This is a genomic window from Kosakonia sp. CCTCC M2018092, from assembly GCF_003864115.1.
In the GTDB taxonomy this organism is placed as follows: domain Bacteria; phylum Pseudomonadota; class Gammaproteobacteria; order Enterobacterales; family Enterobacteriaceae; genus Kosakonia; species Kosakonia cowanii.
On record NZ_CP034225.1, the window covers coordinates 4,537,150 to 4,561,526 of the forward strand.

Genomic DNA, 24,377 nt, shown 5'->3' on the forward strand with positions numbered 1-24,377 from the left:
CGTTTAACGGTTACCGAAGAGATCGGCGAAGCGTTTTTTGTTCGCCTCGGTCTCGGCCAGCGCTTTCGCCGCATCAAACGGCATCAGTTTGATGCTGTCACGCGGCGGGAAGCCTTTCGGCACCGGCAACTTCGCATCCGCAGGCAGGTAGCCCTGTTGCAGCACCAGTTTCTGACCCGCGTCCGAGAGGACAAAATCGATAAACTCTTTCGCCCCTTGCGGGTTCTTTGTCCCCTTCATCATCGCTACCGGTTCGGTAACAACGCTGACGCCCTCTTTCGGGAAGAGAAACTCAACCGGCGCGCCTTTGGCTTTTTCGCGGATCGCCAGGTAATCCACCAGCACGCCATAGGCTTTGCTGCCGGAGGCGATGGCGCTCATCACCGCGCCATTGCCGCTTTGCGGCATCGCGCCGTTCTGTTTCAGTTTTTCGTAGTATTGCCAGCCGAGCGCCGGGTCGTTCATTAGCGTCGCCTGGTGGATCTGCGCCGCGCCGGAGTAGAGCGGGCTTGGCAGCGTGGTCATGTTTTTCACTTCAGGTTTGAGCAGATCCAGCCATGAGGTCGGTTTGAGCGGCGCTTTGCTGTGGTAAGCAATGCCGGTAGTGATCACTTTGGTGCCGTAGTAATAGCCTTCTTTATCAAACAGCTGTGGGTCGAAGCGCGCCGCTTCGGGTGACTTATAGGCTGCCAGCAGGTTCTGTTTTTTGAGGGATTCCATGGTCACGCTGTCGGCAATCAGCAGCACATCCGGCGCGGCGCTTCCGGCGGCTAACTCTGCCTGCAAGCGGGCAATAAGCTTGCTGGTGCCGTCGCGGATCCACTTCACTTCAATATCCGGGTGCGCTTTTTCGAAGGCGCTGACGGTCATCTGCGCATCATCATTCGGCTGGCTGGTATAAAGCGTTAAGGTTGATTTTGCCCATGACGAGGCACTGATGAGAGCCAGCACAACTGCGGCCAGCACACGTTTGTTATTCATGGATCTCTCCCGCTGTTTTCGTTGCGACGATTAAAACAAGGGAGTTTGACAATCATGTTACGAAGGCGGGATGAGATGCGCTAAGACAATGACGCGCCGCCGTTTTTAACAGCGGCGCGGTAAGGCTGATTACTGCTGACGCAGGTTCTGCGCGGCTTTCACCATGTTCGCCAGCGCGCTGCGCGTTTCCGGCCAGCCGCGGGTTTTCAGGCCGCAGTCCGGGTTGACCCACAGACGCTCTGCCGGGATACGCTGCGCCGCTTTCTGCAACAGCTCCTCGATCCACTCAACGCTCGGGACGTTTGGCGAGTGAATGTCATACACGCCCGGCCCGATTTCGTTCGGGTATTCGAACTCTTCGAAGGACTCCAGCAGCTCCATGTCGGAACGGGAGGTTTCGATGGTGATAACGTCGGCATCCAGCGCGGCGATAGAGTCCATGATGTCGTTGAACTCGCAGTAACACATGTGGGTGTGGATCTGCGTCTCATCTTTCGCCACTGCGGCGTTAAGGCGGAAGGCTTCAACACCCCATTGCAGATAGGCGTCCCAGTCGCTGCGGCGCAGCGGCAGCCCTTCGCGCAGGGCAGGTTCATCAATCTGAATGATGCCGATACCGGCAGCTTCCAGATCCGCCACTTCATCACGCAGCGCCAGCGCAATCTGTTTGGCGATGGTTTCACGGCTGACATCTTCACGCGGGAAGGACCAGCAGAGAATGGTCACCGGGCCGGTAAGCATCCCTTTGACCGGTTTATCGGTCAGCGACTGGGCATACTTCGCCCACTCAACGGTGATCGGCTGCGGACGGCTGACATCGCCGATGACTACCGGCGGTTTCACGCAGCGGGAGCCGTAGCTCTGTACCCAACCATTTTGCGTAAAGACGAAGCCGTCGAGGTTTTCACCGAAGTACTCGACCATGTCGTTACGCTCGGCTTCACCATGCACCAGCACATCCAGCCCCAGGCGCTCCTGCTCGGCAATCGCCTGTTTGATATGTTCCGCGATACCGGTGCGGTAGTTGCTGGCGTCGAGATTGCCCTTTTTAAAGTCCAGACGCAGGCCACGAATTTCAGTGGTTTGCGGGAAGGAGCCGATAGTGGTGGTCGGCCAGGCCGGCAAATTAAAGCGCGCGCGCTGCGCCTGAGCGCGTTCGGCGTAGGGGCTTTGACGCTGGCTGTCCTGCGCGGTGATCGCCGCCAGGCGTTTCGCAACGGCGGTGTTGTGCACGCGGGTTGAGTGGCGACGCGCCTGGATTGGGGCGCTCCACTCCGCCAGTTTGTCGGTATTGCCGCTGTTGAGCGCATCGCGCAGCAGCGCCAGCTCCTGGCATTTTTGCAGGGCGAAGGCGAACCAGCTTTTCACCTCTTCATCGAGACGAGTTTCTACGCTCAGGTCGATCGGGCTATGCAGCAGCGAGCAAGAGGAGGCAACCCACAGCGGGCGTTTACCCACCAGCTCTTTGATCTGCGCATACTTCTCGGTGAGATCGGCGCGCCAGACGTTACGGCCATTAATCAGCCCGGCGGAGAGCAGCCAGTCGGCCGGCAGGCGCTGATGCAGCTCGGCAACGTTGTCTTTGCCGTGCACCAGATCGACATGAAGGCCCTGCACTGGCAGCGCGGTAATGGTATCGAGGTTCGGCGTGACGCCTTCGAAATAGGTGGTCAGCAGCAGTTTGACCTGGCCGCTCAGCGCGTCGTAAGCCGGTTTAAAGGCATCAAGCCAGGCTTGCGGCAGCTCCAGCACCAGCGCAGGTTCGTCAATCTGCACCCACTCAACGCCGCGTTTCGCCAGCTCCGCCAGCACCTGCTGGTAGACCGGCAGAATATAGTTCAGCAGGCTCAGGCGGTCGAACTGCTCGCCTTTGACTTTGCCCAGCCACAGGTAGGTAACCGGGCCAAGCAGCACTGGCTTGACGTTGTGGCCGAGCGCCAGCGCTTCATCTACTTCGTCCAGCAGTTGGGTCCAGGTGAGTTTGAACTGCTGGCCCTGGGTGAATTCCGGCACCATGTAGTGGTAGTTGGTGTTAAACCATTTGGTCATTTCCGCTGCCGCCGCCGGTTCGCCGGTCGGTGCACGACCACGACCGATGCGGAACAGGGTATCGATATCGACAGAGCCGTCTTTGTTCTGATGACGAGCCGGCACGTTGCCAAGCAGCAGGCTGGTGGTCAGAACATGGTCGTACCAGGCGAAGTCGCCGACCGGCAGCAGATCGACACCCGCTTCTTTCTGCTGATCCCAGTGACGAGCGCGCAGCTCGCGGCCCACCGCCAGTAACTCTTCACGGCTGGCGTTGCCGGCCCAGTAGCTCTCTTGCGCTTTCTTCAGCTCGCGACGCAGACCAACACGAGGAAAACCGAGGGTGTGGTTGATTACTGTCATTTTATTAGCCTCTTCAATTAGTTAATCCAAAGGATTTCGGATTAAGGGAAGGCGGCAAGTTCATGAATCCCCGGGAGCTTACTGAAGTAAGTGACCGGGGTGAATGAGCGCAGCCAACGCACCGTTAATTCGAAAGACGCAGGATTTGGACGTCCAGATGTTTACACATCCATAATGTGAAGGTAGTGTGTATTCCTCAAGCGCAAAATATTCATGCCGGAGTGAAAGAGTTTCATGATCGAGATTAAGCACCTGAAAACGCTGCAAGCGTTACGAAATAGCGGATCGCTGGCCGCCGCTGCGGCAACGCTGCACCAGACGCAATCCGCCCTTTCCCATCAGTTCAGCGATCTGGAACAGCGCCTTGGTTTCCGTCTGTTTGTGCGTAAAAGCCAGCCGCTGCGTTTTACGCCGCAGGGGGAAATTTTGCTGCAACTGGCTAATCAGGTGCTGCCGCAGATTAGCCGCGCGCTGCAGGCCTGCAATGAGCCGCAGCAAACTACCTTACGCATCGCCATTGAGTGCCATAGCTGTATTCAGTGGTTGACCCCCGCGCTTGAGAATTTCCGCCAGAGCTGGCCGCAGGTGGAGATGGATTTCAAATCTGGCGTTACCTTCGATCCGCAGCCCGCTTTGCAGCAGGGCGAGCTGGATGTGGTGCTCACCTCCGACATTCTGCCGCGCAGCGGTCTGCACTATTCGCCGATGTTTGATTTTGAAGTGCGTCTGGTGCTGGCGCCGGATCATCCGCTGGCGGCGGTGGCGCATATCACGCCGGAAGATATTGCCAGCGAAACGCTGCTCATCTACCCGGTGCAGCGCAGCAGGCTTGATATCTGGCGGCACTTTCTGCAACCGGCAGGCGTCAGCCCGTCGCTGAAAAGCGTCGATAACACGCTGCTGCTGATTCAGATGGTCTCCGCGCGCATGGGGATTGCCGCGCTGCCGCACTGGGTGGTGGAGAGTTTTGAGCGCCAGGGTCTGATTGTGACCAAAACCCTCGGCGAGGGATTGTGGAGCCGGCTGTACGCCGCAGTGCGCGACGGCGAGCAGCGTCAGCCGGTAACGGAAGCGTTTATTCGCTCAGCGCGGAACCACGCCTGCGATCATCTGCCGTTTGTGCGGAGCGCGGAGCGACCCAACGGCGATGTACCCATAGCGAAGCCATTATCACCGCACCACCAATAATAAAACTGGGCCAGTGCGGCTGCTGCTGCCAGATGGCAAGGTTGACCAGCAGCCCGGCGGGAACATGCACATTGTTCATGATGCCGAGCGTGCCCGCATCCACCTGCGTCGCGCCGTAGTTCCACATAAAGTAACCGAGCCCCGACGCCACGACGCCCAGCCACACCAGCACACCCCACTGCAACGTGGTGGTCGGTAATTTCTGCGGATTGCCCATTATCAGCCACGCTACTGCTGCCACCACAAACGCGCCAAGATAGAACCAGGCAAAAGCGTTGTGCTGCGGCATCGGTCGCGTCTCCATCAGGCGCTTATACCCCACCATGCCAATCGCAAAGCTGATATTCGCCAGCTGCACGAGGATCAGCCCCGTCCAGAAGTGATCGCTCACTTTGTCGTAGCGGATGATCGCCGCGCCAATCACCGCCAGCCCGGCGCTCAGCAGGTAGCTCCAGCGCAACCTGCGTTTGCTCAGCAGGTCGTAAATCAGCGTGATATAGAGCGGGGTAAACACGGTGAAGAGCAGGAACTCGGAGACCGTTAAGTAGAGATAGGCCTGGAAGCCGAACAGATACATGATACCCAGTTGCAGCGCGCCCACCAGCATATACAAGCCGATGGTTTGCAGGCTATGGCCGCGCGCTCGCAGGAAAGGTAAAAAGACCAGCGCCGCCAGCCCGACGCGCATCAGCACCGAAAAGTAGCTGTCGACATGCCCGGCAAGGTATTCGCCAATCAGGCTAAACGAGAAGGCCCACAGAATGGTGGTGATGATCAGTAACGCCACAATGAATGTCTCTCAAGTGAAAGGACACGCATTGTAGCGAACTCAGGTGTACAAAGTTTGACTATTTAGTTGACGTCTGTTTGTTTTGCGAACAGTTGTCAATCTTCGCCAAGATAGAGCTTACGCAGGTATTTCGGCACGGCGTTGTCGGCGTTGGTACCAATTACTTCCAGTTCCGGATGGAGCTGTTTCAGGCGCTGATGGGCGTTCGCCATAATGCAGCCTTTACCCGCCATCGACAGCATTTCAGCATCGTTCATGCCGTCGCCGAAGGCGATGCAATTTTTCAGGCTGTAACCCAGCGCGTGCGAGACCGCTTCCAGCGCATGGCCTTTCGATACGCCGCCCGCCATCACTTCCAGGCAGGTCAAGGTGGAGAAGCTGACGTTGACACGATCGCCCCAACGGGCGTTGATCGCCTGCTCCAGCGGCAGCAGTTTTTCGTGGTTGTCGCAGGAGAAGAAGACTTTGCTGACGCCCTCCGGCTCCAGTAAACCCGGCTCGTAAATCGCGTATTTGAAAACCGCCTCTTTGAAGAAGCGCATCTCATCCGGACGGTGGCGGTTCATAAACCACTCATCGTCGCGGTAGACGTTGGTGATGATCTCCGGCTCGTTATGCATCATGCCGAAGAGATCGGCGGCGATATCGCGGTCGAGGTTATGGGTGAAGACCAGGTTTCCGTCGGTATCGTGCACGCGCGCGCCGTTGGAGGTGATCATGTAGGCTTTGATATCTAAATTATCGCGGATCTGCCCGACATCAACGTGGTGGCGGCCGGTGGCGAAGACAAAATTCACACCGCGCGCGGTCAGCAGTTTTAAGGTTTCTTTGGCGAAAGGCGACAGTGTGTGGTCGGGAGAGAGCAGCGTACCGTCTAAATCAGAGGCAACAACCTGGTACATAAGAAAATTTAACCTCAATAAATCATCAGTTATGTCGATCGAAAAAATCGACGATGGCGTTGAGCGCGACTGAGCGCATGGCGTCCTTTTCAAAAAGGATCTCATGGTACGCGCCTTCGATGACCAGCGGTTTCCCCCCTTCGCAGGGGTGACCGGCGGCGGCGCGGCGTTCGCAGAAGCGCTGATGCATGCGGTTATCCACCACATGCTCCTCTTCTGCCTGAATCAGTAATGTCGGCGTGGCGTCTTTTTCCACCCCGGCCAGCGCCTGCTCGCCCGCGAGGATGCCTTCACGCACCCAGTGCCAGGTCGGGCCGCCGACGCGCAGGGTCGGTTCATCAGCGTAGAAACGAACGTTACGGCGGTAGCGCTCGCGGCTGTGGGTCAACACGTTGATGGCGAAGGGCAGCGGACGCCAGCTGCCGGTGCCGATAGCGTAACCGTCGCGGATGCTCGGGTAGCTCTCAGCCCACTCCAGCAGCGGACGCACCACCCAGTCCGGCAGGTGAATAACAATGCCGAACATCGGCGCGCAGAGCGCGATGGCGTCGCAAGCGTGCGGATAGCGCTGTAAAAAGAGCGTTGAGATCGCGCCGCCCATTGAGTGCGCCAGAATATAGCGTTTGCGCCACGGGCCGCTGGCAACTTCCTGCTCCCAGAAGGCGGCCAAATCTTCGACATAGTCGCTAAATTTCACCACATGGCCGCGATGCGCGTCGGGCAGCATGCGCCCGGAGCGACCCTGGCCGCGGTGATCGATAATCAGCACGTCGTAACCAAGGTGGAACAGGTCATAGGCCAGTTCGGCATACTTTACGTAGCTTTCGATACGGCCAGGGCAGATCACGATCACCCGATCGTTACTCTGCGCGCGAAAACGCACAAAACTGACCGGCACGTCGTCCACGCCGGTAAACACGTCCTCTTCACGCGATCGCCAGAAATCCATTAACGGACCCATGGTGAATGCGGCGAACGCTTTTTCTCTGCTTTCCCACGCCTTTTTTTGCCGAAACATCGGGATTTTGCCCCTTTTAGCCATGTAAAATCGTTTTTTTGTGACCAATAGCAAATTCCACAGACAATGGCGTATTGTGGCATAAAAACCGACAACCAGGGAATTTCTCATGACCTTCGAGTGGTGGTTCGCCTACCTGCTGACATCGTTGATTTTAAGCCTCTCCCCCGGCTCCGGGGCGATCAATACCATGACCACTTCAATTAGCCACGGCTATCGCGGCGCGGCGGCCTCAATTGCCGGTTTGCAGACCGGGCTGGGGATCCATATCGTGCTGGTCGGTATCGGTCTGGGCACGCTCTTTTCCCGCTCGGTGCTGGCTTTTGAGGTGTTGAAGTGGGCGGGCGCGGCCTACCTGGTGTGGCTCGGAATTCAGCAGTGGCGCGCCGCAGGCGCGCTCGATCTCCATACCCTGGCGCAGACGCAATCACGCGGGCGGCTGTTTAAACGCGCGGTGTTTGTGAACCTCACCAACCCGAAGAGCATCGTGTTTCTTGCCGCCCTCTTTCCGCAGTTTATCGCGCCCAATCAGCCGCAGGTGATGCAGTATGTGGTGCTTGGAGCGACGACCATCGTGGTCGATATCATTGTGATGATTGGTTATGCCACGCTGGCGCGGCGCATTGCGGGATGGATCAAAGGCCCGCATCAGATGAAGGCATTGAATAAAGTGTTCGGATCGCTGTTTGTGCTGGTGGGGGCGTTGTTGGCGTCGGCAAGACACGCGTGAGTGCGGTCTGTTTGCCGGATGGCGGCTGCGCCTTATCCGGCCTACGCGAACATTCGCACATTTGTGACTGATATGCCGGATGGCGGCTGCGCCTTATTCGGCCTACAAGATTTGCCGCCTGGTTTTCGTAGGCCGGATAAGCGCAAGCGCCATCCGGCAATCCGGCATTAACGGGAGATGATCAGATGGATACCAAACCCGGCGAAGAGCGCACCGGCGACGCCATCGATCCACTTCGCCATTCGCTGATAGCCGCGACGCACGCGCGGTAACGCAAAGACGCTGGCGACCAGCGTAAACCAGGCGAAGGTCTCTACCACAATCAGCACAAAGATGCCCCAGCGCGCGTTAGCGCCGACGCTGTCGCCAACAAACAGCGAGAAGACCGATCCGAAATAGATAATCGCTTTCGGATTTGCAAGGTTGGTTAGTAAGCCTTTCACAAAACTACGGCCGCCCGCCGCCAGCTCAACCTGCGGCGCATCGCTGTTCGCCGTCTCTTTCTTCAGCGCACCGCGCAGCATCTGGAAGCCCATCCAGCAGAGATAGAGCCCGCCGCCGACCATAATGATGCTATGCAGCCACGCCATTTTCGCGAGGATCAGGTTGAGGCCAAGCAGCGCGACCGCTGCCCACACCATTACACCGGCGGTGATGCCGAGCACGCCCAGCATCGCTTCTTTGCGCGAGCGGCTGACGGCAGTTTGGGAAACAAAGAAAAAATCGGGACCGGGGCTCATCAGCGCAATGAAGTGCACTGTCATGACGGAGAGAAAGAGCGTTAACATAGCGAACTCGCGAGAAAAGATTCAGTGAAGGGCTATCCTGACACTTTTCCCGCAGGCTGACTACTCTTCATCGCCGTCGACATGGGCGCGGATCAGCGCCATAAACTCCTGGCCGAAACGCTCCAGTTTGCGCGTGCCGACGCCGTTGACGCTCAGCATATCGCCCGGCGAAAGCGGCATCTGCTCCGCCATCTCAATCAGCGTGGCATCGTTAAACACCACGTACGGCGGGATGTTCTCTTCGTCGGCAATCGCTTTACGCAGCTTACGCAGTTTGGCGAACAGCTTGCGATCGTAATTGCCGACCGCCGCCTTCTGCATCACCTTCGGCTTCAGCGTTACCATGCGCGGCACCGCCAGCATCAGCGGCACCTCACCGCGCAGAACCGGACGCGCCGCTTCCGTCAGTTGCAGCGCCGAGTGCTGGGCGATATTTTGCATGGCGAAGCCCAGGTGGATCAGCTGGCGAATCACGCTTACCCAGTGTTCGTGGCTCTGCTCGCGCCCGATGCCGTAGACCGGCAGCTTGTCATGGCCCATCTCGCGGATACGCTGGTTATTCGCGCCGCGCAGCACCTCAACCACATAACCCATCCCGAAGCGCTGGTTAACGCGATAGATGGCGGAGAGCGCTTTCTGCGCATCCTGCAAACCGTCGTACTGGCGCGGCGGATCGAGGCAGATATCGCAGTTGCCGCAAGGCGCGTGACGCCCTTCGCCAAAGTAGTTGAGCAGCACCAGGCGACGACAGGTTTGCGCTTCAGCAAAGGCTCCCATCGCATTGAGCTTGTGACGCTCGATATCCTGCAACGGCCCGGCGGGCTTCTCCTCCAGGCAGCGGCGCAGCCAGGCCATATCTGCCGGATCGTAAAACAGCATCGCTTCTGCGGGCAGGCCATCACGCCCGGCGCGGCCGGTCTCCTGGTAGTAGGATTCGATATTGCGCGGGATGTCGAAGTGCACCACAAAGCGGACGTTGGGTTTGTTAATCCCCATGCCAAAGGCGACGGTAGCAACCACAATTTGCAGGTCATCGCGCTGGAACTGCTCCTGCACCCGCGCGCGAACCTCGTTTTCCAGCCCGGCGTGATAAGGCGCGGCGCTGAAGCCCCGGGCCTGTAAGCGCGCGGCGGTATCTTCCACTTTCGCCCGGCTGTTACAGTAAATGATGCCGCATTTGCCCCGCTGCTCCTGCACATAGCGCAGCAGCTGATCGAGAGGCTTAAACTTCTCCATCAGCATGTAGCGGATGTTTGGACGGTCGAAACTGCTGACCTGAATCAGCGGATCGTTAAGGCTGAGCAGGCGTTCAATATCGCGCCGCGTGGTGTCATCGGCGGTGGCGGTAAGCGCCATAAAGGGCACGTTGGGGAGCATATGGCGCAGCTGGCCGAGCGCGGCGTATTCCGGGCGGAAATCGTGCCCCCACTGGGAGATACAGTGCGCTTCATCGACGGCAATAAGCACCGTGTTCCACTGGCGCAGCTGATCAAGGAAGTTGTCGAGCATCAGGCGCTCAGGCGCGATATAGAGCAGACGGATCTGCCCGTTGCGACAGCCGTTTACCACCTCGAGCTGCTGCTCGCGATTCTGGGTCGAGTTGAGACAGGCCGCCGCTACGCCGTTGGCGAGCAACTGGTCGACCTGATCTTTCATCAGCGAGATAAGCGGCGAGACCACCACCGTCAGCCCTTCCAGCACCAGCGCCGGAATTTGATAACAGAGGGATTTGCCGCCGCCGGTCGGCATCACCACCAGGCAGTCGCGACCGCCAAGCACGGTGTCGATAATATCCTGCTGGCCAGGGCGGAACTGCTGGTAGCCAAAGGTCTCTTGTAAAACCTGTTTAGCCAGCGATTCCTGATTCAATACTTCCGCCTGCGCCACATTGACCCCATTTGCCTGAAATAAAAACAGGCGCTATTTTCAGCGCCTGTGACTGAAACTGCAATGCCTTAAAACAGATCGTTGAGCATCACGCCCACGCCGAAGCGGGTCTGATTGAAATTATAATCAATCAGCGATTCGCCGTAGCCGCTGTAAACCTGAGTATAGAGGCGAACGTGTTTGGTCACCGGGTAGCTGAGGCCGATCTCTGCGCCGCCGTAGCCGGTATTCCAGTTGTACTGCCCTTTCGCGCTGAGGATCGCATCACCAATTTCGTAACCGATTTTCAGCTGGTAGTAACCCATATATTTGGTGATATCCGGGTTGTCATCCGTGGAGCCTACGACATACCAGGGCTTCACTTCCACCATCCAGTTACCGTTTTGCGCCATCAGGCGGGTGTAAGCACGGTTCCAGCTGCGCGAGGTCGGATCGGAGCGGCCATTGGAGTCATGGTTAAAACCAACTTCCACGTCACGCAGCGTCCAGCCGGCAAATTTGTAATCCGTGGCGAAACCGAGGAACAGCTGCGGTTCGTAGTTGGTTTCTCGGAAGGGAGAAGACTCACCGCTGTTGGAGAGCTGCCACCAGGATTTTTGCGTATAGGAGCCGCCTAATACCGAGTTTGGCCCGAGAATGCCGCGCCAGAAGGGGAAAGCGAGGCTTATCTGGAACTTCACTTCATCTTTACGCGCGTTGTCAGCCCAGTTGTAGGAGCGGATCGCTTCCTTATTCAGATCGCTGGTATCGGTATAGATCACATAGTTGGATTCATACGGATAGAGCGTGAAGGGATTATCATGCTCCTGCAACATATTCGCGATGATGCTACCGCGCACGACGGGCGCATCATGAACTTCTTTGATGGTTGCTTCTTGTGCGAGTGCCATAAACGGCAGTGCCAGCACTGCGAAAATATACCCCGGCCAGGTGCGCATCGGTTTAAGCTCCGAATTCTAGTTGAGTTAATTAATAGTCTTATCCGCACGTATTCTACATATTTCTTGCGTCACTGCTCGTCTATCGCTCTTAAAGTAGCAATCAACAAACATTGAGCATAAAATTAACACTCCATTAACTCATCGGATCAGATTGATATGTCAGCCGTTCTTACCGCCGATCAAGCCCTGCAAATGGTGGGCGAAATTTTTGTCTATCACATGCCCTACAACCGTGCGTTAGGCCTTGAGCTAGGGCGCTATGAAAAAGCATTCGCAGAACTGCATTTCAATAACCAGCCGATGATGGTCGGTAACTGGGCGCAGAGCATTCTGCACGGCGGAGTGATTGCCTCCGCGCTGGATGTCGCCGCCGGGCTGGTGTGTGTCGGCAGCACCCTCACCCGCCATGAAACCATCAGCGAAGAGGAGCTTCGCCAGCGCCTGGCGCGGATGGGAACGATTGATTTGCGTGTCGATTATCTGCGTCCTGGCCGCGGTACGCGCTTTACCGCCAGCAGCAGTTTGCTGCGCGCGGGCAATAAGGTCGCCGTTGCACGCGTGGAGCTGCATAACGAGGAGCAGGTGCATATCGCCAGCGCAACCGCTACCTATATGGTGGGGTGAGCAGGCCTGCGAAATCGGGTACCATGCGGTTACATTTTCGCAACGAGTCTTTCTGATGGATGCAAAGCAGACGCGGCTTGGCGTATTACTTGCGCTCGCCGCTTATTTTATCTGGGGCATCGCGCCCGCCTACTTCAAAGTGATTTGGTATGTTCCCGCCGATGAGATCCTGACTCACCGCGTCATCTGGTCCTTCTTTTTTATGCTGGCGCTGATAAGCGTAAGCCGCCAGTGGAAGAGCGTGAAAGCGCTGCTGCAAACGCCGAAAAAGATTTTGCTGCTGGCGGTTTCGGCGGTGCTGGTGGGCGGTAACTGGCTGCTGTTTATCTGGGCGGTTAACCATAACCATATGCTGGAAGCGAGCCTCGGCTACTTTATTAACCCGCTGGTGAATATCCTGCTGGGGATGCTTTTCTTAGGCGAGCGCTTCCGTCGCATGCAGTGGCTGGCGGTGATCCTCGCCGCGCTGGGCGTGCTGGTACAGCTCTGGACCTTTGGTTCGCTGCCGGTGATTGCCCTCGGCCTCGCCTTTAGCTTCGCCTTTTACGGTCTGCTGCGAAAGAAAATCGCTGTCGAGGCGCAAACCGGCATGCTGATAGAGACCCTGTGGCTGCTGCCGGTGGCCGCCATCTGGCTGTTTGGCATTACCGATAGCCCGACCAGCCATATGTCGCAGAACAGCCTGTCGCTCAATCTACTGCTAATCGCTGCGGGCGTGGTGACCACGGTGCCGCTGCTCTGCTTTACCGGAGCGGCAACGCGTCTGCGCCTCTCAACCCTCGGTTTCTTTCAGTACATCGGCCCGACGCTGATGTTCCTGCTGGCGGTGACCTTTTACGGTGAGCATCCCGGCGCGGATAAGATGGTGACCTTTGGCTTTATCTGGGTGGCGCTGGCGATCTTCGTAATGGATGCCCTTTATACCCAGCGCGCATTGCGTAAAACACGCTAATTCCGCTTAGGGAACAAATCAGGCGGGCGGAATTGCCGCCCGCTCCCTACAAATATTCGTGGGTTATTCGATCGTCGCGTCGCATATTAATCTACTGAATGGTATGTTCGCCGCTTTATTATTACGCTATTCAGGACGACCCGGAAAAATGATCCGCAGGATTTTTTGGCCAACAGGCAAGGCATGCCTCGCGCGTAAGCCCTATTTCCTTATTTTTATGCTTCTGCATATTGTTTTTTTAATTGCCATGGTTAGCGTGGCGAAGCTTCCTATACTGCCGCTGCTCTGCCTGCTGGTTTACACGTGGGTGAAGATCAATATCAATGCGCAGCGCTGCCGGGATAGTGGATTAAAGGGGCGTTATGTCGTCATTTTGTCGATCCTGGTTTATCTCATTTCGCCAGTGGTCTCCGCAGCAGGTTTCGTGCTGGATGATGAATATCTGCTGCTTGGCGTTCAGATCTATTTTTGGTTCGACGGCCTGGTATTTTTTATGCTTATGTTCGCGCCAACGGAAGTAAAAACAGCTAATTAGTTTTAAAGACAGGGTTTTTCAGGAGAGAAAAATGAGCACCATCAACGACTATGACTATCAGAAAGACGAATCGCTGAGCGATAAGTGGAAGTATCGTTTCGCATTTTTTGAAAAGAATGGTTATCCCGGATTCTGGCGTGTTTCACCGGCGTGGAAGCAAGCGTTCAAAGGAATGTCTTTTTGGGAGAAACGCAGAGTCTCCGTAAATTACTTCGCATTATCTTTCAGCTTTATTTATCTCTTTATTCTGGGCCTGTGGAAAAAAGCACTGACCTCTATTGCTCTGATTATATTGGGATTATTCGTTTCCGCTCTTATAGGCATACCCTTCCTGACCATTTTTGTAGCCATGATGATCGGATTTCGGGCTAATGTCTGGTATTACGAATATAAGGTCAAAGGCATCCAGACCTGGGGCTTTTAAAGAAAAAAGGTTCAGCGCAGGCTGAACCTTTTTTTTGGCTTCAAAGCCAGTTGCGGCGTTTAAAGTAGAGGTAGGGGGCAAGACCGGCAAGGATCATAAAGATAATCGCGCCGGGGTAGCCGAAACTCCAGTGCAACTCAGGCATAAACTCGAAGTTCATCCCATAGCTCGATGCCACCAGCGTTGGCGGCAGAAACACCACCGAAACGACCGAGAAGATCTTGATGATTCGGTTCTGCTCGATATTGATAAAACCCATCGCCGCCTGCATCAGGAAGTTCACCTTCTGGAACAGGGATTCGTTATGCGGCAAAAGCGATTCGATATCGCGCAGGATCTCGCGCGCCTGCTCAAGCTGACCCGCCGGTAAACGCGCTTTGCGCACCAGGAAGTTCAGCGCGCGCTGGGTATCCATCAGACACAAACGCACTTTCCAGCCGATATCTTCCTGCTCAGCAAGCGTCGAGAGCGCTTCGTCATACTCATCGCCCTGCTGCCCTTCCATAATGACGCGGCTGAGCTTTTCCAGATCGCTGTAGATGTTTTCAATCTCATCCGCCAGCTGTTCAATTTTGGTTTCGAAGAGATCGAGCAGCAGCTCATAGGCGTTGCCGTCAACCATCTCCTGGCTGCGGGCGCGCATACGATAAAGACGAAACGCGGGCAGTTCGCGCTCGCGCAGGGTAAAGAGACGCCCTTCGCGAATGGTGAATGCTACCGTTGAGTTGCCTGCGTGATCCTCCGCATCTTCATAAAAGAAGAAGGAGTGAATGTGCAGACCGTCTTCGTCTTCGAAAAAACGCGCCGAGGCTTCGATGTCTTCCAGTTCAGGTCGCGTAGCCAGATTCTGGCCCAATTCCGTTTGCACGCGGGTACGTTCATCATCGTCCGGCTCGACCAAATCCACCCAAACCGAGCTGGCGAGGTGTTTGATTTCGTCAGCCTCAAGACGGCTTAAACGATTGTTTTCCAGTTGAAATGCGCTCAGCATGGCCGGGACTCCCAATGCAAAAAATATCGGACAGTTCGCAGGGCACACAAGAAACAATTGGGGTTTCAGACCATTAAACAGTCTGACTCAGCGCGACGGGGGATAAAGCAGGTCGCCGACAACCACTAAGGCCATCAGCGTGAGGAGAAAGCCTTAGGAGTTGTTCCTGAAATCCAGGAAATTGAGCCAGCATCTACTGGGTGTGTCCAAGGCGAATGTCCTCTTAGCGTGATCGTGCGCGCATGTTACGCCAGCACTCAGAAGGCGTCAACACGCAACGAAACGCTAAAGAGCAATATTTGCCCTTTAGCGTATAAGGCTAGCAGAATATTACAAAATGATGATATTTTTCTGAAGGTTACACAGTTTCGAGCTTCGCATAGGCGGCGACTAACCACTTAATGCCCTGCCCCTGGAACGCCACCTGCAAGCGGCTGTGCTCGCCGCTGCCTTCCATATTCACCACCGTGCCTTCGCCAAATTTGGCGTGGCGCACGCGCTGACCAAGCTTATAGCCCGTATCGCTCTGTGCTACCGGCGTGCCCATCCGCTGATGGCTGACCGGACGGCTGATGCTGGCGCGCAAGCGCACCTCTTCAACGCACTCTTCCGGCAGCTCGCCGATAAAGCGCGAAGGGCGGTGATAAACCTCTTTGCCATACAGCCGACGCGTTTCCGCATAGGTTAAGGTCAGCTTTTTCATCGCGCGCGTGACACCGACATAGGCCAGACGGCGCTCCTCTTCCAGACGGCCGCCCTCATCAAGGGACATCTGGCTCGGGAACATCCCCTCTTCCATGCCGACAATAAACACCTGCGGGAACTCAAGCCCCTTCGCCGAGTGCATGGTCATTAACTGCACCGCGTCCTGCCAGGTGTCCGCCTGCCCTTCACCCGCTTCCAGCGCCGCGTGGGAGAGGAACGCCTGCAGCGGCATTAAATCTTCATCTTCTTCGTTGTAGCTGAACTGCCGCGTTGCGGTGACCAGCTCCTCTAAGTTCTCAATTCGCGTCTGGCCTTTTTCGCCCTTCTCCTGCTCGTACATCGCGCGCAGGCCGGAATCGCTGATCACCCGGTCGGTTTGCACATGCAGCGGCATATCTGCCGTCTCTTGTGCCAGTGCGTCGATTAGCTCAAGAAAACGCTGCAACGCACCCGCCGCGCGTCCTGCCAGCGCTTTCTCTTGCAGCAGCTCGCGGGTTGCCTGCCACAGCGTCAGCTGGCGCTCGCGGGAGGTCTGACGAACAACATCAAGGGTGCGATCGCCGATGCCGCGCGTCGGCGTATTGACCACGCGCTCGTAAGCGGCGTCATCGTTACGGTTGGCTATCAGGCGCAGATAGGCGAGCGCATCTTTGATCTCCTGGCGCTCGAAGAAGCGCATGCCGCCATAGATGCGGTAGGGCATGCTTGCCTGCAGTAACGCCTCTTCCAGCACGCGCGACTGGGCGTTACTGCGATAGAGAATGGCGCACTGCGTCAGCTGGCCGCCGTTGTCCTGCCAGGCTTTGATACGGTTGACGACAAAACGCGCCTCATCCAGCTCGTTAAATGCGCAGTAGAGGGAGATCGGCTCGCCGTCGCTCCCTTCGGTCCAGAGCTTTTTCCCCAGACGCCCGTTGTTGTTCTCAATCAGGGCGTTGGCGGCACTCAGAATATTGCTGGTGGAGCGGTAGTTCTGCTCAAGACGAATAGTTTGCGCGCCGGGAAAATCGGTGAGGAAGCGCTGGATGTTCTCCACCTGCGCGCCGCGCCAGCCGTAGATCGACTGGTCATCGTCGCCGACGATCATCACCTTGCCGGTATCGCCCGCCAGCAGGCGGATCCACGCATACTGAATGTTGTTAGTATCCTGGAACTCATCGACCAGGATATTGGTAAAGCGTTCGCGATAGTGCTGCAGGATATGCGGTTTGTTCAGCCACAGCTCGTGGGCGCGCAGCAGCAGTTCAGCAAAATCGACCAGCCCGGCGCGATCGCACGCCTCCTGATAGGCCTGGTAAACCTTCTGCCAGGTCTGCTCTACCGGATTGCCGAAGCTTTGAATGTGGTGCGGGCGGATGCCCTCATCTTTCTGACCGTTGATGTAGTACATCGCCTGGCGCGCCGGCCACTGCTTCTCATCAAGGTTCATTGCTTTGATCAGACGCTTGAGCAGGCGCAGCTGATCTTCGCTATCGAGGATCTGGAAATCCTGCGGCAATTTCGCGTCCATATGGTGCGCGCGCAGCAGGCGATGCGCCAGCCCGTGGAAGGTGCCGACCCACATGCCGCCCTGAGTGGTGCCCATCAGCTGGCCGATACGGTGGCGCATCTCCGCCGCCGCTTTGTTGGTAAAGGTGACCGCCATAATCGAGAAGGGCGAGCAGTTCTCCACGGTCATCAGCCATGCGATACGGTGCACCAGTACGCGCGTCTTGCCGCTTCCCGCTCCCGCCAGCACCAGCATATTGCTGCGTGTCGCCGCTACGGCGTCGCGCTGTTTGTCATTGAGGCTGTCGAGCAGATAAGAAACGTCCATAGGTACCGTCGCGTAGTCATCAGGAATTGAACAAAACGCCGGTGGCGCTTCGCGTACCAGGGCCTGGTTTGCGTGGACGCATTCGCGCCGCGCCCGCCACCAAAACCCTGGTATTTTATACAGAACAATGGGTGATTATATCAGCGTAGTGAGGGATGCCAACCGCGAAATTTCCATATGCGGCAACAGGCGGCTGTCGCTGGCTTGCAGCAGATCTGCACCTTCAGGTTTGATCCAGCAGGCCTGCATGCCACAGCGGATCGCGCCCGCAACGTCGGTGGTGAGATCGTCGCCAACGTGCAAAATGGTGCCAATGGGCACGTCAAGACGCTCAGCGGCGCGGTGATACATATCGCTGAAGGGTTTTGATCGCCCGTCCGGCCCGGCGCGCAGAACAAATTTGAAATAGTCGCCGAGCCCGAACAGCTCCGGCTGCGCATTGCCATTGGTGATCGCCACCAGCGGCCACTTTTTTGCCAGCTTCGCCAGCGTGTCGTGGGTCTCGTCCGGGACATCAATGCGGCTGCGCCAGTGCGCAAAGTTGGCCATGGCGGCTTCGGCACCAGCCGTGGCCTCTTCTGCCGTCAGCCCGGCTTCAAGCATGGCGCGCTCAACGGCGCGTCGCCGCCACTCGGTGACATCGTGGTAGATATCCGGCTCGGTTTCGCGCAGCGCCTGGCGCAGACGCTTAAATTCGCTATTCTCCAGCGTGCTGAGCGCCGGGTGGTAGCCCTGCAAAAAGGCCAGCGACTCCTGCTCTGTACGCTGGATCACCAGCCGGTTGTCATAAAGGGTGTCGTCCAGGTCGAAAGTGATCGCAGAGATCTCGCCTGGTGGGCGGTAAAAACGCATTATTTCCCCCGTTTTGCGCGCGGATGCGCCGCATCGTAGACCGAAGCAAGGTGTTGAAAATCAAGATGGGTATAGATCTGGGTGGTGGACAAATTGGCGTGGCCGAGCAGCTCCTGCACGCCGCGCAGATCGCCGCTCGACTCCAGCATATGGGTGGCAAAAGAGTGGCGCAGTTTATGCGGATGCACATGGCTGTTCAGCCCCTGCTTAATGCCCCATTCAGCAAATCGTTTCTGCACGTTGCGCGCCGAGATGCGCTTGCCGAGCTTTGAGAGGAACAGCGCATCGTCCTGCGCGCCAAACAGCTCGCGCAGATCGAGCCAGTGCTCAACCCAGCTCACCGCATTGCGGCCTATCGGCACGCGGCGCTCTTTGCTGCCTTTGCCGAGAACCCACACTTCGCCGCTCTCCAGATCGAGATGTTTGATATCGAGATTGACCAGTTCCGACAGACGCAGACCCGCGCCGTACATCACTTCCAGCATCGCGCGGTCGCGCACCGCCAGCGGATCGTTAATGTCGATCTCCAGCAGGCGGTTTACATCATCGACATCGATATTTTTCGGCAGATGGCGCGCGGCTTTCGGCGCGGAGATCCCTTTCGCCGGGTTAGCGGGCAACTCGCCCTGGCTCACCAGCCAGTCGAAGAAGCTGCGCAGGGCGGAGAGCCGTAGCGCGAGACTCGCCGCGCCCAACCCTTTGCGGCGGCTGCGGGTGGCAATTGAGCGCACCGTCGCAGCATCGCACTGTTGCCAGCTTTTGAGTCCGAGATCGTCCGCCATCGCCATTATGGCGTCCAGCTGGCGCTGGTAGTTGCGCAGGGTGATTGGGCTGAGCTGGCGCTCAACGCCGAGGTAACGCAAAAAGCGGGTAACGAGCGGGAAGAGCGGCGAAGCGGTCATGCGCGTGCGATCCAGCGCTCAATCAGATCCGGCAGCATCTGCGCGATCTCCTCCAGCAACTGAGTGCCCTGACCATGTTGATAATGGTGCGGATCGCGGCTGCTGAACAGCACCACGCCGAGCGAGCCATCTTGCCCCATCAACGACATCGCCACTGAACCGATGGCTTTCGCTTCCGGCAACAGCAGCAACAGCTCCGGCCCGTTGAGCGATCCCAGATAGTGATGCTGGTGACCAAGGCGCTGAATGCGCAGTGGCTCAAACGCCTGACGAGAGAGGGAGAGATGGGTATAGCGCGACGGCGCACCGAGACGCCAGCGATCCGGAAAGAGGCGCACCGTCGCGCCCGCCAGCCCTAAATCGCGCGCCCAGCGGTGCAGGCGGTTCAGCATCTCATCAAGGCTTGGCGCGGAAGCCAGCCGACTTTGCAGGCGCAGCAGGCGGTAAAAGAGCCCTTCATTGGCGCTCGCCTGCTCCATCAGCAGCGTCATGTTCTCTTCCAGCACGTTGATGTGGTTGCGCGAGCGCGCCATATGCCACTCCACCAGAGAAACCGTGTCGCGCACCGCATGCGGCACGCGCATCTGTTCCACCAGCCGCGCGTTACGGATAAAGAAGTCAGGATGGCGCACCAAATAGTCGGCAACGGTCTGATCTTCCAGCTCCGTCAGCGTCTCCTGCAATTCTTCCCCTGGTTGCTTCATAGATGAATAAACCCGTCATAAACATGTGCCGCCGGGCCAGTCATGTACAGCGGTTGGCCCGGGCCTTTCCAGGCGATATCAAGTCGACCACCCGGTAACTCCACACGAACGCTTTCCGCCAGCAAGCCTTGCTGAATGCCGACGGCAACGGCTGCGCAGGCACCGCTTCCGCACGCCTGCGTTTCACCTGCGCCGCGCTCGAAAACGCGCAGGCGGATATGATCGGTTTTGACGACCTGCATAAAGCCGATATTGGCGCGTTCAGGAAAGCGCTCATGGCTCTCCAGCACCGGTCCCAGCGTCTCTACCGGCGCGTTTTCCACGCTATCGACCTGAATAACACAGTGCGGGTTGCCCATCGATACGACGCCGCAGAGCACGGTTTGTTCCGCCGCGCGCATAATATAGGTCTTCTCAGCTTTGTTCGCGCGAAACGGCACCTGCGACGGTTCGAAGTTCGGCTCGCCCATATTGACGCGCACCAGTTCATCTTCCGTTACGCTCAATACCATACGCCCGTTCGCTGTACTGACGCGAATGTCACGTTTATTGGTCAAACCTTTCAGACGCACAAAACGGGCGAAACAGCGCGCGCCGTTGCCGCACTGCGACACTTCGCTGCCGTCAGCGTTAAAAATACGGTAGTGAAAATCGAGTTCTGGATCGTAAGGAGGCTCAACCACCAGCAGTTGATCGAAGCCTACGCCAAGATGGCGATCCGCCAGACGACGGATCAACTCCGGGGAGAAAAAGAGGTTCTGCGTCACCGCGTCGACGACCATAAAATCGTTGCCAAGGCCATGCATCTTTGAGAACTGCATTATCTACTCCATTTACGCGGGTACAGAGCGGTAACGTCAATAATTCACCTGGGTCGGCGAGCCGGTATCACCCCGATCGTTACTATTCGGAATAGTAGGCTGGATCGTGCTCTCCTGCTTTTTGGTTGGCGGCGGCGCGGTTTTATCGGCCGGAGGGAAGTAGAGCGGCCCTTTCAGACCACAGCCCGTCAGGCTGAACAGAGTCAGCACTACGGCCAGCGTGCGAAACAGATCTTTCATTATCGTTGCCTGTGAGTTGATTCTTACTGCGCTCTATCATCGCAGGAGAAGACACAAAAGCAAGAGTTTGCACGTTTAGGGCAACGGGAAATGTTTCGCGTTATACTGCGGCCATCATAAAAAACAGGAAAGCAGAATGAACGATTCAGAATTTCATCGCCTCGCCGACGGCCTGTGGCTCACCATCGAAGAACGCCTGGATGAGTGGGACGGCGATAGCGATATCGACTGTGAAATCAATGGCGGCGTGTTAACCCTCAGCTTTGAAAACGGCAGTAAGATCATCATCAACCGCCAGGAGCCGCTGCACCAGGTGTGGCTGGCGACAAAACAGGGCGGTTACCATTTCAATCTCAAAGGGGATGAGTGGGTCTGCGATCGCAGCGGCGAAACCTTCTGGGATCTGCTGGAGCAGGCGGCAAGCCAGCAAGCAGGCGAAAGCGTCACTTTCCGCTAAGACGCACTGCCCGGGAGACCGGGCAGCACTATCAGGAGAAGTACTGCTGCAACAGCGGTGCGGCGTTATCCTGATTGGCTGGCGATGCGGTGCTGATCGCCTGGTTGCGGAACGGGATCACCTGCGCGCGCCCTTCAACATTCACAATCTGGTAGAACTGCGGCAGGTTGAAGTTGATAAAGCTTGAGCCGTAGGTAAAACGATCGTGGGAGGAGGAGAAGAAGCGGCTTACGTCACGCACCAGCTCCTCTTTGCTGCCTTCGCAGTGGTGATACACTTCAGCGCGGTTGCTCTCATCCAGAATATAGATGTTAAAGCCCTCTTCCCCCGCCTCTTCAAAGAAGAACTGAATAATCCCTTCGCTGGCAAAACCATCCACCACCGCCGGTAATTCGACGTGGTTGGTCTCCACCTGCACCGACAAACCATGCAGCTTGTTGTGGGAGATAGCGCCGTAAAACTCAATGGCATTTTCCAGCTTCTGCACCGAAACGTTCACGCGCTCGAAGAACAGCCCCCAGGTTTGCCCCGCCACGCGCAGCGCTTTAAAGCGACCGGTTTCGTGACGCGTCGTCGAGAGGCGCAGTTCGATACATTCAGAGACCAGTTGCTGCACGCGGGTGCGGATCAGGCCACGCAGATGCTGGCTGTAACAGAAGACTTCGACGCTGTCCGGCGGCGCGGCATCCTGGTGCATTTTGCCGAGGATGGTTTTCAGCGCTTCAATCATCGCCTGCTCGCCGTTGAAGTGCAGGGTACGCACTTCGTTCCACGAGTTGCGATAGAGCAGATCGACGCTGCCAACGAGGCAGTTTTGCTGCTCGCCGAAGCTGAAGACATCAAGCTTGCGGAAATCAAAGTGCACCACCTGGTTACGGAACGCCGCTGTCGGGTCGTACTCCAGGTTGACGATAATCGCCAGATGGCGGATTTCGCACGGGCTGTAGAGCGCTTTTGGCGTTGGCGCAGGCAGGCGCAGCGGGAAGTGGTGCGAGACATCAGCAACCATCTCCTGCAGCTTCGGCAGATCGACAATGCCGTTGCCCTTAATAAACAGGCGCGTACGCGACGTCAGCAAACCGTTAAACCATGCCCAGGCGACCAGCTTGTTCAGGTAACGGTTATACTCCAGCGGCTGATGGCTGACGATGGAGTCCATATTCGGCGCACGGTTGTAGAGATACCAACCGGTACGGTTGGCGCGTCCCGGCGGCACATGAATAAAGGTTAAGTTCGGTTCGGAGAGATCCGGTGAAATCTGCGGGTTCACCAGCGTCACTTTGCCCGGCAGCGCTTCAAACGCCGCGTAGAGTTTACGGGTTAAAACACCGATATCCTGCGGGCTGGCGGAGACGCTAAGGTTATTACGGCGGGCAAAGCGGATCAGGTTGCGGTAGCTCTGCATCATCGCATCGAGCAGCTCATTGTGCGCTTCGCGCACCTGATCGATTTTCCAGTTGGCGCGGTTATCGAGCATTGCGAGGCGCGCTTCGTCCCATCCCCACTCTTTCACTAACTGCGTGATCACTTCGCGACGCCAGCCGACGCAGGCGCGTTCACGGCTCAGCTTTTCACACACTTTTAAGTAGAAACATCGACGCACCAGGTCCAGACGCGTTGGATCCTCAATCGCTTCCAGATAGTGCGTGACGCGCTCAAGCATCATGCAGTAGTGATCGAGACCAAATGAGACGATCTCGCCGTCGTGCAGGCGCTGTTTGATATCTTTCGCCAGCAGGCGGGTATTCGGATATTCCCAGGAGTAGGCTTCGAGCAGCAGGGTTTTCAGCACCGCTTTATAGGGCGAGTCGATACTCTTATAGAGCTGCCACAGGCTGGCACCAAAATACTCTTCCGCCGAGAGCGAGCTTAAGCCGCCCAGATCGAGCCACTCGTTCGGGGTCAGCACGCCCTGCGCGTAGAGCGTCATGACGTAATCGTCGTAATTTTCCTCTTCGTCGCCCGGCACCATATTCCACAGAATACGTTTACCTGCCAGGCGCACGGCGGTGCGGTAGAACTCATCGAGCAGTAAAATGTGCTGCGTTGAGCCGCAATCTTCGCCGCCGAGGCTGCCGCTTTCATTATGGCGGAAGCGGTTCTCATCAATCAAGAAGAAGCTCACTTCCACGCCGAGGGAAGCCGCCCAGCTCTCCAGCAGGCTGCATTTACGCTGTAACAGCTGGCGCTCGTCGTTATCGAGCCAGGATTGGTGGCAGACCCAGATATCGAGATCGGAAGAGCAGCTCTGCCCAACCGAAGAGGTGCTGCCCATGGAGTAGACGCCGGTGATCGGCAGTTCGCCGGTCGGCGCATCCTGCGCAGGCAGGCCACGGTTCAGCTCAAGTTCGTTCAGGTAGTGGAGTTGGTTTTCATCAGGCGTGTAAAGGCAAATGCCATTGGGAACGTTACCGTCAAGGTAGCCAGGCATCAGCGGATGGTGATAGTGCAGTAATGTCGGCAGCAGACTGTAAACCTGCTGAAAAGCAGGGCCCATGGCAGCAAGCGCGCGATCCACACGCAGTTGATTAATGGCATCCAGTCGCTGTTTCAGCGTCTCAATATAGAGGTACAAGACATATCGCCTGATGTTTTATACACACCTTCATGCTGATGTTTTGTAGGCCGCAGCTTGAAAAGGGGTGCGTAGACAGAAAATCCAAAAGTAGCCGTTGCCCTTTTTTCGTCGTTATCGTTATGGGAGGACAGACGAAAAAATGGTCTAAAACGTGATCAAT

At 57.0% G+C, this 24,377-nt stretch carries 24 protein-coding genes; 7 read left to right on the top strand and 17 right to left on the bottom strand.

Annotated elements, in window-relative coordinates:
- Positions 1 to 3 precede the first annotated feature (3 nt).
- Positions 4 to 981 (bottom strand): ABC transporter substrate-binding protein, encoded by a 978-nt coding sequence (locus EH164_RS21350; protein WP_124970822.1) that lies wholly within the window; start codon positions 979 to 981, stop codon positions 4 to 6.
- A 129-nt stretch (positions 982 to 1,110) separates the two neighbouring features.
- Positions 1,111 to 3,372, bottom strand: a complete 2,262-nt coding sequence (metE, locus tag EH164_RS21355) for a 5-methyltetrahydropteroyltriglutamate--homocysteine S-methyltransferase (protein WP_124970825.1) — start codon at positions 3,370 to 3,372, stop codon at positions 1,111 to 1,113.
- A gap of 234 nt (positions 3,373 to 3,606) precedes the next feature.
- Here metE and metR point away from each other — a divergent pair, with 234 nt between their 5' ends.
- Positions 3,607 to 4,560 (top strand): HTH-type transcriptional regulator MetR, encoded by a 954-nt coding sequence (gene metR / locus EH164_RS21360; RefSeq protein WP_054803671.1) that lies wholly within the window; start codon positions 3,607 to 3,609, stop codon positions 4,558 to 4,560.
- Here metR and EH164_RS21365 read toward each other — a convergent pair.
- The 3 genes from EH164_RS21365 to pldB all read right to left on the bottom strand — a co-directional run bounded on the left by EH164_RS21365 (position 4,448) and on the right by pldB (position 7,270).
- On the bottom strand, positions 4,448 to 5,347 hold the full coding sequence (locus EH164_RS21365; protein WP_124970828.1) for a carboxylate/amino acid/amine transporter: 900 nt from the start codon (positions 5,345 to 5,347) through the stop codon (positions 4,448 to 4,450). The two genes, metR and EH164_RS21365, sit on opposite strands and share 113 nt — an antisense overlap.
- A 98-nt stretch (positions 5,348 to 5,445) precedes the next feature.
- Positions 5,446 to 6,252, bottom strand: a complete 807-nt coding sequence (yigL, locus tag EH164_RS21370) for a sugar/pyridoxal phosphate phosphatase YigL (protein WP_023479545.1) — start codon at positions 6,250 to 6,252, stop codon at positions 5,446 to 5,448.
- Positions 6,253 to 6,277: 25 nt separating this feature from the next.
- Positions 6,278 to 7,270 carry a lysophospholipase L2 gene (gene pldB, locus EH164_RS21375; RefSeq protein WP_023479539.1) on the bottom strand — a complete coding sequence of 331 codons (993 nt, stop codon included), beginning with the start codon at positions 7,268 to 7,270 and terminating at the stop codon, positions 6,278 to 6,280.
- A 109-nt stretch (positions 7,271 to 7,379) separates the two neighbouring features.
- Between pldB and rhtB the strand changes: the two genes are divergently transcribed.
- Entirely contained in the window at positions 7,380 to 8,000 is a 621-nt protein-coding gene (gene rhtB, locus EH164_RS21380; RefSeq protein WP_042714313.1) for a homoserine/homoserine lactone efflux protein, read from the top strand.
- Between the two features lie 167 nt (positions 8,001 to 8,167).
- Here rhtB and rhtC read toward each other — a convergent pair whose 3' ends face one another.
- The 3 genes from rhtC to pldA form a co-directional block, all read right to left on the bottom strand.
- Positions 8,168 to 8,788, bottom strand: coding sequence for a threonine export protein RhtC (rhtC, locus tag EH164_RS21385; RefSeq protein WP_023479561.1), 621 nt, complete (start codon positions 8,786 to 8,788; stop codon positions 8,168 to 8,170).
- Between the two features lie 60 nt (positions 8,789 to 8,848).
- Positions 8,849 to 10,675, bottom strand: a complete 1,827-nt coding sequence (gene recQ, locus EH164_RS21390; RefSeq protein ID WP_124970831.1) for an ATP-dependent DNA helicase RecQ — start codon at positions 10,673 to 10,675, stop codon at positions 8,849 to 8,851.
- Positions 10,676 to 10,743: 68 nt separating this feature from the next.
- The gene (gene pldA, locus EH164_RS21395; protein WP_124970833.1) at positions 10,744 to 11,613 is read right to left on the bottom strand and encodes a phospholipase A; all 870 of its coding nucleotides are present in this window, start codon (positions 11,611 to 11,613) and stop codon (positions 10,744 to 10,746) included.
- Between the two features lie 159 nt (positions 11,614 to 11,772).
- Between pldA and yigI the strand changes: the two genes are divergently transcribed.
- From yigI to EH164_RS21415, 4 genes are all read left to right on the top strand, one after another.
- A complete protein-coding gene (gene yigI, locus EH164_RS21400; RefSeq protein WP_023479602.1) occupies positions 11,773 to 12,240 on the top strand; it encodes an acyl-CoA thioesterase YigI in 468 nt (155 codons plus the stop codon).
- Between the two features lie 55 nt (positions 12,241 to 12,295).
- Positions 12,296 to 13,192 carry an EamA family transporter RarD gene (gene rarD / locus EH164_RS21405; protein ID WP_023479586.1) on the top strand — a complete coding sequence of 299 codons (897 nt, stop codon included), beginning with the start codon at positions 12,296 to 12,298 and terminating at the stop codon, positions 13,190 to 13,192.
- A gap of 148 nt (positions 13,193 to 13,340) precedes the next feature.
- The gene (locus EH164_RS21410; protein ID WP_124970836.1) at positions 13,341 to 13,727 is read left to right on the top strand and encodes a hypothetical protein; all 387 of its coding nucleotides are present in this window, start codon (positions 13,341 to 13,343) and stop codon (positions 13,725 to 13,727) included.
- A gap of 31 nt (positions 13,728 to 13,758) precedes the next feature.
- Positions 13,759 to 14,151, top strand: coding sequence for a DUF2628 domain-containing protein (locus tag EH164_RS21415; RefSeq protein WP_124970839.1), 393 nt, complete (start codon positions 13,759 to 13,761; stop codon positions 14,149 to 14,151).
- Between the two features lie 40 nt (positions 14,152 to 14,191).
- Here EH164_RS21415 and corA read toward each other — a convergent pair whose 3' ends face one another.
- The 8 genes from corA to EH164_RS21450 form a co-directional block, all read right to left on the bottom strand.
- Entirely contained in the window at positions 14,192 to 15,142 is a 951-nt protein-coding gene (gene corA / locus EH164_RS21420) for a magnesium/cobalt transporter CorA (RefSeq protein WP_023479615.1), read from the bottom strand.
- Positions 15,143 to 15,295: 153 nt separating this feature from the next.
- Positions 15,296 to 15,352, bottom strand: a complete 57-nt coding sequence (gene ysgD, locus EH164_RS22955; RefSeq protein ID WP_353656052.1) for a YsgD/CorL family protein — start codon at positions 15,350 to 15,352, stop codon at positions 15,296 to 15,298.
- Positions 15,353 to 15,500: 148 nt separating this feature from the next.
- Positions 15,501 to 17,663 carry a DNA helicase II gene (gene uvrD / locus EH164_RS21425; protein ID WP_023479611.1) on the bottom strand — a complete coding sequence of 721 codons (2,163 nt, stop codon included), beginning with the start codon at positions 17,661 to 17,663 and terminating at the stop codon, positions 15,501 to 15,503.
- Between the two features lie 135 nt (positions 17,664 to 17,798).
- Entirely contained in the window at positions 17,799 to 18,515 is a 717-nt protein-coding gene (yigB, locus tag EH164_RS21430) for a 5-amino-6-(5-phospho-D-ribitylamino)uracil phosphatase YigB (RefSeq protein ID WP_124970842.1), read from the bottom strand.
- Positions 18,515 to 19,417: a tyrosine recombinase XerC gene (gene xerC / locus EH164_RS21435; RefSeq protein ID WP_124970845.1), complete on the bottom strand. Its 903-nt coding sequence runs from the start codon at positions 19,415 to 19,417 to the stop codon at positions 18,515 to 18,517. Before xerC ends, yigB begins: the two co-directional genes overlap by 1 nt.
- Positions 19,414 to 20,121 carry a DUF484 domain-containing protein gene (locus EH164_RS21440; RefSeq protein ID WP_023479550.1) on the bottom strand — a complete coding sequence of 236 codons (708 nt, stop codon included), beginning with the start codon at positions 20,119 to 20,121 and terminating at the stop codon, positions 19,414 to 19,416. Before EH164_RS21440 ends, xerC begins: the two co-directional genes overlap by 4 nt.
- Positions 20,118 to 20,942, bottom strand: a complete 825-nt coding sequence (gene dapF, locus EH164_RS21445; RefSeq protein WP_023479551.1) for a diaminopimelate epimerase — start codon at positions 20,940 to 20,942, stop codon at positions 20,118 to 20,120. The genes EH164_RS21440 and dapF overlap by 4 nt, the downstream gene beginning before the upstream one ends.
- 36 nt (positions 20,943 to 20,978) lie before the next feature.
- Complete coding sequence (locus tag EH164_RS21450; RefSeq protein ID WP_023479542.1) at positions 20,979 to 21,182, bottom strand: lipoprotein; 204 nt, start codon at positions 21,180 to 21,182, stop codon at positions 20,979 to 20,981.
- 136 nt (positions 21,183 to 21,318) lie between these two features.
- Here EH164_RS21450 and cyaY point away from each other — a divergent pair, with 136 nt between their 5' ends.
- Positions 21,319 to 21,639 carry an iron donor protein CyaY gene (gene cyaY, locus EH164_RS21455; RefSeq protein ID WP_023479612.1) on the top strand — a complete coding sequence of 107 codons (321 nt, stop codon included), beginning with the start codon at positions 21,319 to 21,321 and terminating at the stop codon, positions 21,637 to 21,639.
- 31 nt (positions 21,640 to 21,670) lie between these two features.
- Here cyaY and cyaA read toward each other — a convergent pair whose 3' ends face one another.
- Positions 21,671 to 24,214, bottom strand: coding sequence for a class I adenylate cyclase (cyaA, locus tag EH164_RS21460; protein WP_023479540.1), 2,544 nt, complete (start codon positions 24,212 to 24,214; stop codon positions 21,671 to 21,673).
- Between the last annotated feature and the right edge of the window lie 163 nt (positions 24,215 to 24,377).

Excerpts from the sequence above, each read along its gene's own strand:
- EH164_RS21350 (WP_124970822.1), bottom strand. The coding sequence starts at position 981 with ATGAATAACAAACGTGTGCTGGCCGCAGTTGTGCTGGCTCTCATCAGT.
- metE (WP_124970825.1), bottom strand. The coding sequence starts at position 3,372 with ATGACAGTAATCAACCACACCCTCGGTTTTCCTCGTGTTGGTCTGCGT.
- metR (WP_054803671.1), top strand. The coding sequence starts at position 3,607 with ATGATCGAGATTAAGCACCTGAAAACGCTGCAAGCGTTACGAAATAGC.
- yigL (WP_023479545.1), bottom strand. The coding sequence starts at position 6,252 with ATGTACCAGGTTGTTGCCTCTGATTTAGACGGTACGCTGCTCTCTCCC.
- pldB (WP_023479539.1), bottom strand. The coding sequence starts at position 7,270 with ATGTTTCGGCAAAAAAAGGCGTGGGAAAGCAGAGAAAAAGCGTTCGCC.
- rhtB (WP_042714313.1), top strand. The coding sequence starts at position 7,380 with ATGACCTTCGAGTGGTGGTTCGCCTACCTGCTGACATCGTTGATTTTA.
- rhtC (WP_023479561.1), bottom strand. The coding sequence starts at position 8,788 with ATGTTAACGCTCTTTCTCTCCGTCATGACAGTGCACTTCATTGCGCTG.
- pldA (WP_124970833.1), bottom strand. The coding sequence starts at position 11,613 with ATGCGCACCTGGCCGGGGTATATTTTCGCAGTGCTGGCACTGCCGTTT.
- yigI (WP_023479602.1), top strand. The coding sequence starts at position 11,773 with ATGTCAGCCGTTCTTACCGCCGATCAAGCCCTGCAAATGGTGGGCGAA.
- rarD (WP_023479586.1), top strand. The coding sequence starts at position 12,296 with ATGGATGCAAAGCAGACGCGGCTTGGCGTATTACTTGCGCTCGCCGCT.
- EH164_RS21410 (WP_124970836.1), top strand. The coding sequence starts at position 13,341 with ATGATCCGCAGGATTTTTTGGCCAACAGGCAAGGCATGCCTCGCGCGT.
- EH164_RS21415 (WP_124970839.1), top strand. The coding sequence starts at position 13,759 with ATGAGCACCATCAACGACTATGACTATCAGAAAGACGAATCGCTGAGC.
- corA (WP_023479615.1), bottom strand. The coding sequence starts at position 15,142 with ATGCTGAGCGCATTTCAACTGGAAAACAATCGTTTAAGCCGTCTTGAG.
- uvrD (WP_023479611.1), bottom strand. The coding sequence starts at position 17,663 with ATGGACGTTTCTTATCTGCTCGACAGCCTCAATGACAAACAGCGCGAC.
- yigB (WP_124970842.1), bottom strand. The coding sequence starts at position 18,515 with ATGCGTTTTTACCGCCCACCAGGCGAGATCTCTGCGATCACTTTCGAC.
- xerC (WP_124970845.1), bottom strand. The coding sequence starts at position 19,417 with ATGACCGCTTCGCCGCTCTTCCCGCTCGTTACCCGCTTTTTGCGTTAC.
- EH164_RS21440 (WP_023479550.1), bottom strand. The coding sequence starts at position 20,121 with ATGAAGCAACCAGGGGAAGAATTGCAGGAGACGCTGACGGAGCTGGAA.
- dapF (WP_023479551.1), bottom strand. The coding sequence starts at position 20,942 with ATGCAGTTCTCAAAGATGCATGGCCTTGGCAACGATTTTATGGTCGTC.
- EH164_RS21450 (WP_023479542.1), bottom strand. The coding sequence starts at position 21,182 with ATGAAAGATCTGTTTCGCACGCTGGCCGTAGTGCTGACTCTGTTCAGC.
- cyaY (WP_023479612.1), top strand. The coding sequence starts at position 21,319 with ATGAACGATTCAGAATTTCATCGCCTCGCCGACGGCCTGTGGCTCACC.